The following is an 11,930-nucleotide window of genomic DNA, read 5'->3' on the forward strand; positions in this document are numbered from 1 at the left end:
GAACATTATTGAGGCACTCAGGGCGATGAAGTTGAAGCACAAACCTAAATCAGCATTTGTTCAATTTTTTAGCGGCATGACGCTGAGTATGCTCACTGTAATGGGGATATCACCACTAGTGTCAGCGGTTCCGGCAAAAGTGTCTTTGGATTCCCCTGAACAGTATACACAGAGACAATCACAAAAACTAGCACAGGCTCAAGCTCCAGACAAAGGATCAACAGAGCGATCGCAGATGATGCAACAAGCCAATGCTTCATTTAATCAGGGAGACTTAACAGGTGCAGAGGAAAATTTACGCAAATTAATAAAAAAATTCCCAGACGATGCCTTTGGACGCTTTCAACTGGGAAATGTGCTTTTTCGGCAAAAAAAATCAGAAGAAGCAATTAGCTCTTATCGAGAAGCCATTCGCATCCAGCCAAAATATGCTCTAGCCTACAATGCGATCGGTATTGTTTATGCTAGCCAAAGTCGCTGGGAAGAAGCCATTACTGAATATAAAAAAGCTCTAGAAATTAATCCTAATTATGGCGAGGGGCTGACTAATTTTGCACTGGCCTTGTGGCAAACAAATAAAAAAGATGATGCATTATCTTCTCTACAAAAAGCTTTAAATATTTTTAAAGCACAGAATAGAGGTGAAAAAGTTAACCAAGTCGAACGAATCTTGCGAGAGATAAAAACTGGTGATCAGCCTAATGTTTCATGAAAATCATATTATTTAGTGGATAAAAGCAAGATAGAAGGTAAAGTTGCGGTTAGCCAGACAAACTCAAAATAATTTTGTTCTTTGAAGAGTTGCTGGCGAGCCGCTTTACTGATGCTTTGCTAAAAGTGCGATTTGGTAATATCTACTGTTTAGGCTAAATGTAATTCGTTTTTTTTATCTTCTAACCAAACACGAACTTGTTCAGAAAAACTTGACCAATCAGGAGATTGAGATGCAACTCTAATGATACGATTTAATCCGATTTCTTTATTAACTCCCATCTGTTGAATGAGAAGATTCACTAAATTATGTTGATCACCAGCATTAACAATATCGGAAGCAATATTTTTAATCTCTTCATTTTCTTTATCAAGTTTAACTGTTAATGTATGAATACAATGGAAAATAAATTGTTTAGGAGATTTATTTGACGGTAGATTGAATTGCGTTATTTTTTTTAATACTTCATCCCTTAGAATATCTATTTTATCACCATTTCCAGTCACCATTTTTTTAAGTTGTTTATCCTTATCTTCAGAAGTAATATATACATCCCCATCTAAAACGAATAATGCATTTCTAATTGATTGACCAGACAATAAAAGTCCCGCAGAGACGGTAAATACGTTTATAGCTGCACCATATTTATTAATGAATACATCCTTAGAAATCCCAAGAGAGCTTGCAATATGCATAACTATTGCTTCTGCTAGTTCATCTTCAACATATACTTCAATTGACTTGACTGATTCACCAGTCATACGGCGAGTAACATCTGGAGTCGTATTTGGCAGACAAATTGTTTGTGAATCAGTTTGATGGATATGTCTTAACTGTACTTTATCTTTGAGTTTAAATAGTTCCGTATTATGAGAAGTAAAAATTATCTGGTGATCCTTTTTAATAGCTTCTTTATATAGAACATCCATTAATCTTTGCAGAGCAAAGGGGTGCATTAATAAGTCAATCTCGTCTATCAAAATTAGGCTAGATTTATTCTGTGCCCTAAATACAGTATCAAGAATTGTAAATATTCTTTGTTCTCCTGCTCCCATAGTTAGTGCTGAATATTGAGTTTTTCCAGATTTTACACCAAGAATAGTTTTATTTTCATATTCATGTACATGTAAACTATCGTAGTTTTTATTTAGTATAAAGCCAGCTTGATTACGGATTAATTCGTCTAACGGAGTAGTTTGAATTTTGGTAGCTCTATATTTAATTCTTTGCCCCTTGTTTTCAAACTCAATCAGTGGGACACAGGTTTTTATACCAATAAATTTAACATATCTTTCCGGTCTTCTTTCATATATAGTCCATCTATCTTGCTTGTTATATTTTTTAGAAACTTTATTATAATTTTTACTGTCATCTCCGTAGCTATAGGTTATCGAGAATTCTGTCCCAGACCAATCAAAGTGATCAGTTGGTGGAAAAAACATAGTAAATTTATTGTTTTCATCTGTGTCAGATATGGGTTTATATACACAAGCTAAAGCATGTAATATAGTTGATTTACCACTTCCATTCACTCCCATAATTGATATCAATGGGGAATTCTTAAAATCAATAAATACGTTAGAAAGATTCTTGAGCTTTACAATATCTATGTTATGGAGAACTTGGCTGTGTACTACCACTAATTTTCCTTTTAAAAACTATGACTAAGCGGCTTGAAGAATTATCTGAGGAAATGCGCTCCTCAATTTCTGGTTTAACTTTATTTATTCTCGAATAATTGAGTGATGCATTACTTTATTTTACTACCTTGGCCGATTTGCAATCTTGGTTAGAAGGACGAATAAATTAAACTACAGGCTTTTCCTATTATGCAACGCTTCTTAAACTACCTCTTGTTGTTTTTGAGTTAGATACATTGCAATTCCTTTCTCGTAGTAAGCTGCTTCATTAATAAAAATAGGATAAACGGTAGACTCTCCCTCATAAAAAATATCTTTTCCTTCAAAAGTCAGAAACATTGGATCGCCTGGATTCAGAGGTTCATAATCTCTAAACTGAAGCTGGGGGTGAATCATGGCTTGAATTTCCCCGCCGTAGGCATCGCTTCTAGGATAATCGATAGTCTCAATGTATTGATAGAGTGTAAGCGTGCTGTTTATCTGCGGAATATTACCTTGGTTGCACCTTTCAAAATAATCTAAAATTGCATAAATAAGCTGCTCTGTTTGCTGAAATAATTCTGCATTTAAAATATTCTGAGCCACAGCACCAACTTCTATAACAAAACCCAATTCGCACAAAGAACGGAGAAAACCACCTTCTTTAGATTGTCGATTAACAAAAACCTTTACCATCGGATTGATAGAACTTAAATAAGCGCCTAACCGAAGTAATAAGGGATGCAGATCACAAAAAATCAGACTTAACCCCATGTTGGCAGTTGTGGTGTGCAAATCAACAATTACATCCACAAAGGGTTGATTTTGCGGTTGTAGTATCTGTTGGATTGCTTTTGCTCGTGTATCTTCATAACTTGAAAGTTGCTGATTTTGTAAGCCTTGATTGGTGAAGCAACGATTTAAATCCTTGTCAATGTATCGTTTGCCTTCTTCAATAGCTTTGAGATTGCCAAGTAATGCCAGAGTTTCAAAACTTACTTTGTTGATTAAATTAGGATATTGCTGAAACCTTTTGACTAGATGTATTCCTGTTAACTCATTACCGTGGTTTCCTCCAACGATCGCAACTCGTTTAATCTGACTCATAACTACCTCATATCTAATAAAATTATCGGGTGGACGACATTATAATGCCCAACGCCAGTTGCTCTACTCAAGACCCTTCGGGTGACGCTCCTACGCCGCTAACGCTGCGCTATCGACGGGAACCGCCAAGACGGGGGCTGCTTCACCGCACTGGCTCCCCTACGGTTACTGAGAATGATACAAGATACAACATAGCAGTATAACTGCTGCTGGCTAAATCTTGTCAGAGAGTGACGCGATGTCTACGACGAGCTATGCCTACGCTCCATATTCGAGCCAAAATGTGATAACTGTTAAGCTGTTAGCTTTAGCACAAAAGGGGAGGAAATTTATGGAGCATAACTTTCAAGCGATCGCTGAACTTTACAAAAACGCTCTCCTCAACGATGTCCTTCCATTTTGGGAAAAACACTCCCTTGATTGGCAGCAAGGCGGCTATTTTACCTGCCTTGATCGCTATGGCAAAATTTATGATACAGACAAGTTCATCTGGCTGCAAAACCGCCAAGTGTGGACTTTTTCCATGCTTTGCAACCAGCTAGAAAAACGCGAAAACTGGCTGAAAATCGCCAGCAATGGCGCTAATTTTCTCGCCCAACATGGCAGAGATAGTGATGGTAACTGGTACTTTTCTCTCACCCGTGAAGGGAAACCACTAGTTCAGCCTTACAATATCTTTTCTGATTGCTTTGCAGCGATGGCATTTAGTCAATATGCACTCGCTGGGGGGGAAGAATGGGCAAAGGATGTGGCAATGCAGGCTTATAACAACGTATTACGCCGCAAGGACAACCCGAAGGGCAAATATAATAAAACCTATCCCGGCACACGTCCGATGAAATCATTGGCTGTACCGATGATTTTAGCCAACCTGACTTTAGAAATGGAATGGTTGCTGCCAAAGGAAACACTAGAGAATGTCTTAGCTGAGACAGTCCGCGAAGTGATGACCGATTTTCTCGACCAAGAACGGGGACTAATGTACGAAAATGTTGCCCCTGACGGTTCCCACATAAATTCTTTTGAGGGGCGGGTAATTAATCCAGGTCACGGTATCGAAGCTATGTGGTTTATCATGGATATCGCGCGTCGCCAAAACGACACCAAAACTATTAACCAAGCCGTTGATGTGGTGCTAAATATTCTGGATTTTGCTTGGGATAGCGAGTATGGCGGATTGTATTACTTTATGGATGCAGACGGTCATCCCCCACAACAATTGGAATGGGATCAAAAGCTGTGGTGGGTTCACCTAGAGTCTTTGGTTGCATTAGCGATGGGCTATCGCTTGACTGGACGTGAGGCGTGTTGGGAATGGTATCAAAAAATGCACGATTACGCCTGGTCACACTTTGCTGATTCAGAATCCGGTGAATGGTTTGGCTATCTCAATCGCCGTGGAGAAGTATTATTGAACCTCAAAGGTGGCAAATGGAAAGGATGTTTTCACGTACCGCGAGCATTGTACCTTTGTTGGCAGCAATTTGAGGCGATCGCTACTCCTTTGCAATAGATTTATTACAAAAATTCATGTTCATAACCACTACTGAAGCTGAGGTAGCGACAGCTTCAGTGATTGCGATGCCTGCGGTGGTAAACAACGCAGTCAGTTTAATCTAGATCAGAGCACCATCTGCACGATTTAACTCATCCTAATATAAGAAACATTGTTCTCGAATTAAATCCGATACAAAATGATTTAATTAAAGGTATTGCCCAAAAAAAAACTTTTAATATGAGAAAACTGCCTCTGATTCTCCCCTTAGCTATCCTAGCTTTTGGCAGTGTAGTTGTTAAGAGCCAAGAAATATCCTCACCCAATACTTACACTAAATCTGTTAACCGTGAAGTTTTAGCGAGTGGTTATCCTACTCAAGATCAAAAGCAGATTCTTGAGCTTGTACGCTATTCCATCGCACCAAGAGCAAAACTCCCTACTCATACTCATCCGGGAATGCAGATTGCACGAGTAGAGGCGGGAACTTTAACTTTTACTGTTGTGGAAGGAGAAGCTAAAGTAACGAAAGCTAACGGCACAGAATTGATTCTTCAAAAAGGGAAAACTATGCAGCTTACAGTGGGAGATTCTTTAGTTGAATCTGCCGGAATGGTTCATTATGGAGAAAACCAAACAAACAAACCAATTATTCTGTTGTCTGCTTCTCTATTTAATGCTAATCAACCAAAATCTATTTTAATAAATCCTGAAAACAGATGAATTTGATGATAGATTTCGACTTTTGTCAGAGGTTTACTCATTAGTATTTGAAACAACACGCTTGGGTTAAGAAAATTTTTTCTTCTCTTTCTTCTCTCTGTGTTGCGTCAGTTGCTTCTCCTGTCGAAGACGGTCTTACTAGCAATAATTACAGACTAAATTCCGCTGCGCCATCCTCATTTACATCTGCATCTTTACCCATAGCAGTAGGTTTAAATTTAGAACCATGAATTAATTCACCAAACGCAATTCCTGGATTTTGATGAATAATATTTAGCACACTCATAAAATCTCGCACAATTTCTCCTGGTGTGAGTAATGCTTCTGCACCCAAGCGATTAATAATTTCTTGCACAAACTCCTTCAACTCACGATTTGTCAAAGTCTGTTCATACCCAAAATTGAGTGCATGAATCTCAGTTAAACGCTGCAAAAGCGTCAAAATTTCTACTTCACTCAACGGGTTCAATCGAATTACTGGCCCCAAATACTCCTGAACGCCAGATTGTGCAACAAAACGGCTTTCCTTTGTGCGTCTTTGCCAAGCTTGGTCTGCAAAAAGCCCACGTTTGGGATCTTCTAAAAATTTAGTTGTTCCACCAACAACAATACCAAGATGTTCTGCTTTACATTGCATGGTATCGTTAAACATTGCTAAAAGTCTATTATAGTTCTTTTCCCGCGTGACTGTATTAGATATTTGATATAAATGTACAGCTTCATCAAGTATAATTAACAATCCTTTACAGCCAATTTCAGCTACAAATTTAGCAAATAGTTTGATGTAATCATACCAACTATCATCATCAATAATCACGCGCACTCCTAAAGCTGCTTTCGCCTCAACTTTAGTAGTAAATTCTCCACGTAACCAGCGCATCGCCGCATTTTTTAAATTATCATCATCCAATCGGTAGCCACGCCAATAAGCGATAATCACGCTACCGAAATCAAATCCATGAACTAAGTCTTCAATATACTGAACTACTTCTCTAATTTTTGATTCAACTTTGTCATCAAAACCATCCTCATTCGGACGCATTCCAGTTTCTTTAACCACTTCTTGTTGAATTTTATTAATCCATCCTTCTAAAATTGAGACTAAAGCACCACCATCAGGACGGGTTTTTGTAGCTAGGTGGCTCATTAATTCTCGATAGGTGGCTACACCTTCATGGTTGCTTCCTGCTAATCGACGTTCAGAAGATAAATCAGCATCAGCTACTACAAAACCTTGCTCCATAGCACGGTTGCGAATTAGTTGCAGTAAAAAACTTTTCCCAGAACCGTAGTTACCAATTATGAAGCGAAATGCTGCTACACCTTCTGCAATATCATCGAGATTTTGTAATAGGCTTTTTAGTTCTTTTTCTCGACCTACTGCTATATGTTCAACTCCCACTCTTGGTACTACCCCCGCACCAAGGGAATTGATTAAAACAGTGGAGGTTTTTTTCGAGATTTTGAGCTTTGCCATATATTACACATCACTTTATTCTAAACGCAGAAACACGCAGTAAGTAGGTAAGGCAGATATTTACATTACTACTAATCTGACGACAGCAATAATAATTTAATTTGACGAAGGATGTCTAGCCACAAAGTCTTCATACATTACAATCATTTTTTTTATATAGATCATATGCTCAAGGTAAACTTCTGGAATTTCCAAATCTGAATTAATAATTAATTCACCAATAGTATCATTTGCCCGTTCATTTATAGAATCTATTAACAGATTCGGCATAGTGATGTTTGCTTCGGCAATTTTTTTAATAGCAGCCTTGGGATTATCTTGTTCGACTATAGCTTTTAATACTTCTAGTTCAGATCGTGGGAGATTTTCTAAAAAATTAGTCCATTCTTCAGGTATATTCTCTGATGTCTCAATTTCTGAAGTATCTCTGATTGCTGTATTTTCCATTATTTCAGAAAAAGGAAACAATTCAGAATCATCTTCCTGGGAATTATCAGACAAAGGCTCTTGATTGAATGTTTCTATTTGTTGGAGTAATTCCCATACTTGATTTTGTAATGAGTCTCGTTCTTCTTGTAATAATGAAACTTGCCCTTGCAATTCCTGTAATTCAGCTTTTTTTTCTACTAATTGAGTTTGTGAAGAATTTAGGATAACTTGGATATTTTCTCTTTCGGTTCTTGTTGCTACCAGCAATTGATTTTTTTGGCTTGTCTCAACTTCTAGTTCTTGAATTGCAATTCGTAATTCGTATAGTTTTTCTTCTAATTGGGGTTTGAGTCTGCCCAAAAGAGTTAAATTGCTTTCAACTTCTTGTTTCTCCTGTTTGAGTTCGGAAATTTGACTTTGCAACTGAGTAATTTCAGTGCGAGAGCCATTACAATTCAACTCTAGACGGCGCTTCTCTGCTGTGAGGACAGAAAAAACATTGTTCAATTCTGCTTGATTTTTATGCAAGTTATTAATTTCAGTTTGCAGATTATTGATTTCAGTTTCTAACTGCTTTTTCTGCCCGGCAAATGTTCTTAATTCTCGATGTATACTATCCCTTTGGTTACGGGTTTCTGTAACTTGATTTTGCAGATGTTGTGATTCAGCATATAATAAATTATGATGTTCTTCGATTTGATTAATTTCTCGGACAACACGAGCCTTCAATCCCTCCATTTCTTTAATTCGCTTGCGGAGAGAACCTAAAACGAACATTTCATAATTTCTGCGTCGCTTATCTACGAATAATGCTGCTGCATAGATAATAACGGCAGTAATTACACCTGTGAGAAAGGCTTTATTAAAATCCCAGTTTGGGACGAGGCTAAGGCCAAAACTCACACTAAAGGCAACTATCCCTAAGATAAATCGATTGCTGATCATTACTGATTGCATATTGCTGGTTTTTAGCGTAGTTAAATTATCAGAATAAGTAGCTCTCATACTAATTTATAATTCGTAATGGCGCTCACAGACTCGCTAACGAGCGTTAGGAGAAGGGCTGTAGGGAGAAGAGAAGGCTTTACGCTGCACTAACATAATTTGTAATTAGAATACACAAAGAATAATATTTACTAAAAAAGAGTTTCAATCTGTTGTTCTGTTTGCTGAAACAAGACATTTTTCCCAAATTTGGTATCATAGTTGTTCTGAAATCTCTAGTTTTAGTTCCTGGTATATAACATTGTTCTGTAAGTAACAAAAAAGTGCAATCATTAATGAACTAATTTTAATCAGAAGTGTCGGATGTATCCTTATTTACATTAAAAAGTCTTAAATCTGCCTTTAAAAAATCTACAAACTGCCGTGCTGTCCGTCCAGAACGACCATTATGGCGAGTTGCCCACTGTAATGCTTGAAATTCCAAATCTTCTTGAGTAATATTAATTTCAGCTTGTGCCGCTAGATGTTGTACAATCTTTAAATAAGTTTTCTGATTGGCTGGTTCAAAGGTCAAGGTTAAACCGAAGCGATCGCTAAACGAAAGTTTTTCCTGCATCGTATCCCAGGCATGGATTTCCTCGTTATCCTTAGGTGCAGGTCTATCCACAAAAAACTCCCGAATCAGGTGGCGGCGATTAGAAGTAGCATACACAACTACATTATCAGGCCGCGCGGTTAAATTACCTTCTAAAACTACCTTAAGGGCTTTAAAAGCATCATCATCTTCTTCGAATGAAAGGTCATCCACAAAGATGATAAATTTTTGTGACACTCCCCGTAAATGTTCCACAATTTCTGGTAAGTCTTTTAAATCAGATTTTGACACTTCCAACAAGCGAAGGCTGCGATTACTATATTCATTCAACAAAGATTTCACCAAAGAAGATTTGCCAGAACCTCGACTACCGTAAAGTAATACATGCAGTGCCATCTCTCCTGATAATAAAAACTCTGTATTTTTCAGCAAAGCATCTTTTTGAGACTCGTAACCGACAAGCGCACTCAGCTTAACTGGGTCAGAATATCGAATACCGATAAACTGCCCAGCTTGCCAGCGTAAAGCGCGATATTCTGCAAATAAACCAGAGCCACATTGCCGATAATAAGCCGCTAACTCTTCTACAGCATCACCCCAATTATCTAACTGTTGTAGATATGTAACGAACTTTATCTCTACTTCTACCAATTCTTGCTCTTTATACCACACTACTGGCGAAATCGGCATCTGAGCTACGCCTTGTATCCACTCACTCAAAGAAGCGCTGCTACATTTATAGAGACTTTGCAATATTTGTAAATCATGCTCAACTGCTGCTACTAAAGCTGGGGGCAAATCTTTAAATTCTCGCACTTCAGCCAGCTTTGTAAAAGGATTCTTAGAGAAGAGAAGTTGAGTAATTAAATAGTCTTCCCAGTTTTGATTTCTAGCAGCCAAAGCGTAGAAGTAACTGCCGTAGGCTTGGAGGCAACTGCGTGCATCAGCGTCAGTGTAACGTATAGCTTGCAACAGTTCTAGAAATGCTATCCCCACTTCGCCTTGCAGAACAGACTGGTAAAGTAAAAGTGAGGCTGCTTGGCGCTGGAGATATTGAACGTTTGTATATGAAGAAGTATTTGTCATTGGCATCGCTTAATTGTCCATCAATAAACTGTGTGGTATAGCTAAATAGCTATGGTAAATTGTCTGCTGACCCTGGCAGTAAAGTCAAAGTCTACATAGGTTTTAACAATGAATTTAAGTATAATTGCTGCTCTTGCATACGGCATATTAGCGATTGTTGGTGGCATTATTGGCTACATTCAGGCTAAAAGTAAGGTTTCACTCTTAAGCGGTAGCATTAGCGGTTTATTACTAATACTTGCCGCTTACTTTCAATTCCAAGGACTAACCTGGGGTTCGATTTTAGCAGGGTTAATTACTGCTGTTTTAGTAGTGGTCTTTGGGTTTCGACTGGCTAAAACACGCAAATTTATGCCTGCGGGATTAATGACGATTCTGGGTATCTTGGCATTGGCGGTGATGGTGAATCAATTTGTGGCTTTAAGGTAGCATCAATTTCCAAGCTAATAACCACTCTGCTGTTTTTTGTCACGCTTAGGACTTACGCAAAAATCGCCGAAAAGTTTAATTTATTGAACCGCCAAGACGAGGCAGTGCGTTGGGCGGCTCTGCCGACTTGAAGCAACTGCCGTGCCAAGGACGCCAAGAATCTTAGAGTGTGCGTAAGTCCGCAAGTGGCGTGGGATTAAGGGGGGTCTATTCGACTTATGCAAGAGGTCTAATGCAAGCCGACGCATTGGCATTGCAGGGTATTGCTAAATTTAATTCGCTAGGAGTTAATCAAATGCTGTACTTAGGAACGTGGATTAAATAAAATACAAAACTTCATCTTCTATCTTGCTTCCCTCTCCAATATATCGAAGAGGGATTGAGGGTGAGGTAAGTCAGGGACATAAATTGTATGTTATTTAATTCTTATTCCTTAGCGCAAAATTTGGTCAATCATCCGGTTCGCCTGGGAACCATAACCGCCCCCAAATAAATTGAAGTGATTCAAAACGTGATACAGGTTATAAAGCGTTTTTCTCTGCTGATAGCCTGCATCTAAAGGAAAGACTTCGTTGTAGCCTTTGTAAAACGCTGCGGAGAATCCACCAAACAATTCTGTCATGGCAATATCAACTTCGCGATCGCCAAAATAAGTTGCTGGATCAAATATCACGGGTTCTCCTGAGAGTGTACACCCAGCATTTCCGCCCCATAAATCGCCATGTACTAAAGAAGGTTGCACCTGGTGCGCTAATAGTTCCGGGATTGCTGCTAGTAATTTTTCTTGTTGAGGGAAATTTGCTCCCTTTCGCCTTGCTAACTGAAATTGATAACCCAGGCGATGTTTAATATAAAATTCTGCCCAGTCTGCTGTCCATGTATTGATTTGGGGCGTTGAACCAATAGTATTGTTTATTTTCCAACCAAAACCTTCGCTACTGCTAGCTTTATGCATCGCCGCCAACTTGCGCCCCATCTCTTCCCACGAATTGTTGTTACCGCTACCAAGTTCTAACCATTCCAGCACGATGTAGCTAGAATTTTCAGCTACACCCCAACTTAAAGGTTTGGGGACGCGAATACTAGCTGTTGCTAGCATTTCCTTTAAACCCAATGCCTCAGCCTTAAACATCGCAACTTCGGATGCTTGATTAAGCTTGACGAAGTAGGTTATCTCACCATTAGAAACAGCATAACCTTGGTTGATGCACCCGCCACTAACCGATAGCCGTTGCTGACTCTGAAATTTTTCGCCAGTCACCTGACTAATATGAGCATCGATTTGAGTCCACATTATGCAATTTTGGATTTTA

The 11,930-nt window shown here is 38.7% G+C and carries 11 protein-coding genes; 5 read left to right on the forward strand and 6 right to left on the reverse strand.

Features of this window, described 5'->3' with window-relative positions; translation table 11 throughout:
- The first annotated feature begins 25 nt into the window (after nt 1–25).
- Nucleotides 26–712 carry a tetratricopeptide repeat protein gene (locus V7K35_RS15995; protein WP_335080232.1) on the forward strand — a complete coding sequence of 229 codons (687 nt, stop codon included), beginning with the start codon at nt 26–28 and terminating at the stop codon, nt 710–712.
- A gap of 149 nt (nt 713–861) precedes the next feature.
- Here the strand turns inward: V7K35_RS15995 and V7K35_RS16000 are convergent, their stop codons facing one another.
- Both V7K35_RS16000 and V7K35_RS16005 read right to left on the reverse strand, forming a co-directional pair.
- Complete coding sequence (locus tag V7K35_RS16000; RefSeq protein WP_335080233.1) at nt 862–2,352, reverse strand: AAA family ATPase; 1,491 nt, start codon at nt 2,350–2,352, stop codon at nt 862–864.
- A gap of 201 nt (nt 2,353–2,553) precedes the next feature.
- Nucleotides 2,554–3,438: an aspartoacylase gene (locus tag V7K35_RS16005; RefSeq protein WP_335080234.1), complete on the reverse strand. Its 885-nt coding sequence runs from the start codon at nt 3,436–3,438 to the stop codon at nt 2,554–2,556.
- A gap of 29 nt (nt 3,439–3,467) precedes the next feature.
- Between V7K35_RS16005 and V7K35_RS16010 the strand changes: the two genes are divergently transcribed.
- From V7K35_RS16010 to V7K35_RS16020, 3 genes are all read left to right on the forward strand, one after another.
- Complete coding sequence (locus V7K35_RS16010) at nt 3,468–3,641, forward strand: hypothetical protein (protein WP_335080235.1); 174 nt, start codon at nt 3,468–3,470, stop codon at nt 3,639–3,641.
- 128 nt (nt 3,642–3,769) lie between these two features.
- A complete protein-coding gene (locus V7K35_RS16015) occupies nt 3,770–4,951 on the forward strand; it encodes an AGE family epimerase/isomerase (protein WP_335080308.1) in 1,182 nt (393 codons plus the stop codon).
- A 222-nt stretch (nt 4,952–5,173) separates the two neighbouring features.
- The gene (locus tag V7K35_RS16020; RefSeq protein WP_335080236.1) at nt 5,174–5,656 is read left to right on the forward strand and encodes a cupin domain-containing protein; all 483 of its coding nucleotides are present in this window, start codon (nt 5,174–5,176) and stop codon (nt 5,654–5,656) included.
- A gap of 148 nt (nt 5,657–5,804) precedes the next feature.
- Here V7K35_RS16020 and V7K35_RS16025 read toward each other — a convergent pair whose 3' ends face one another.
- The 3 genes from V7K35_RS16025 to V7K35_RS16035 all read right to left on the reverse strand — a co-directional run bounded on the left by V7K35_RS16025 (nt 5,805) and on the right by V7K35_RS16035 (nt 10,194).
- Complete coding sequence (locus V7K35_RS16025) at nt 5,805–7,133, reverse strand: ATP-binding protein (RefSeq protein WP_335080237.1); 1,329 nt, start codon at nt 7,131–7,133, stop codon at nt 5,805–5,807.
- Nucleotides 7,134–7,229: 96 nt separating this feature from the next.
- Nucleotides 7,230–8,519 carry a tellurite resistance TerB C-terminal domain-containing protein gene (locus V7K35_RS16030; RefSeq protein WP_335080238.1) on the reverse strand — a complete coding sequence of 430 codons (1,290 nt, stop codon included), beginning with the start codon at nt 8,517–8,519 and terminating at the stop codon, nt 7,230–7,232.
- 334 nt (nt 8,520–8,853) lie between these two features.
- On the reverse strand, nt 8,854–10,194 hold the full coding sequence (locus V7K35_RS16035; RefSeq protein WP_335080239.1) for an ATP-binding protein: 1,341 nt from the start codon (nt 10,192–10,194) through the stop codon (nt 8,854–8,856).
- Between the two features lie 102 nt (nt 10,195–10,296).
- Here V7K35_RS16035 and V7K35_RS16040 point away from each other — a divergent pair, with 102 nt between their 5' ends.
- Nucleotides 10,297–10,617 (forward strand): TMEM14 family protein, encoded by a 321-nt coding sequence (locus V7K35_RS16040; protein WP_334793249.1) that lies wholly within the window; start codon nt 10,297–10,299, stop codon nt 10,615–10,617.
- A gap of 433 nt (nt 10,618–11,050) precedes the next feature.
- Here V7K35_RS16040 and V7K35_RS16045 read toward each other — a convergent pair whose 3' ends face one another.
- Nucleotides 11,051–11,911, reverse strand: a complete 861-nt coding sequence (locus V7K35_RS16045) for a fructosamine kinase family protein (protein ID WP_335080240.1) — start codon at nt 11,909–11,911, stop codon at nt 11,051–11,053.
- Between the last annotated feature and the right edge of the window lie 19 nt (nt 11,912–11,930).

Origin of the sequence: Nostoc sp. (assembly GCF_036917275.1) — a bacterium.
Taxonomy (GTDB): domain Bacteria; phylum Cyanobacteriota; class Cyanobacteriia; order Cyanobacteriales; family Nostocaceae; genus Nostoc.

Coding starts and splice junctions, on each gene's coding strand:
- V7K35_RS15995 (WP_335080232.1), top strand. CDS start 26: ATGAAGTTGAAGCACAAACCTAAATCAGCATTTGTTCAATTTTTTAGC.
- V7K35_RS16005 (WP_335080234.1), bottom strand. CDS start 3,438: ATGAGTCAGATTAAACGAGTTGCGATCGTTGGAGGAAACCACGGTAAT.
- V7K35_RS16015 (WP_335080308.1), top strand. CDS start 3,770: ATGGAGCATAACTTTCAAGCGATCGCTGAACTTTACAAAAACGCTCTC.
- V7K35_RS16020 (WP_335080236.1), top strand. CDS start 5,174: ATGAGAAAACTGCCTCTGATTCTCCCCTTAGCTATCCTAGCTTTTGGC.
- V7K35_RS16025 (WP_335080237.1), bottom strand. CDS start 7,133: ATGGCAAAGCTCAAAATCTCGAAAAAAACCTCCACTGTTTTAATCAAT.
- V7K35_RS16030 (WP_335080238.1), bottom strand. CDS start 8,519: ATGCAATCAGTAATGATCAGCAATCGATTTATCTTAGGGATAGTTGCC.
- V7K35_RS16035 (WP_335080239.1), bottom strand. CDS start 10,194: ATGCCAATGACAAATACTTCTTCATATACAAACGTTCAATATCTCCAG.
- V7K35_RS16040 (WP_334793249.1), top strand. CDS start 10,297: ATGAATTTAAGTATAATTGCTGCTCTTGCATACGGCATATTAGCGATT.
- V7K35_RS16045 (WP_335080240.1), bottom strand. CDS start 11,911: ATGTGGACTCAAATCGATGCTCATATTAGTCAGGTGACTGGCGAAAAA.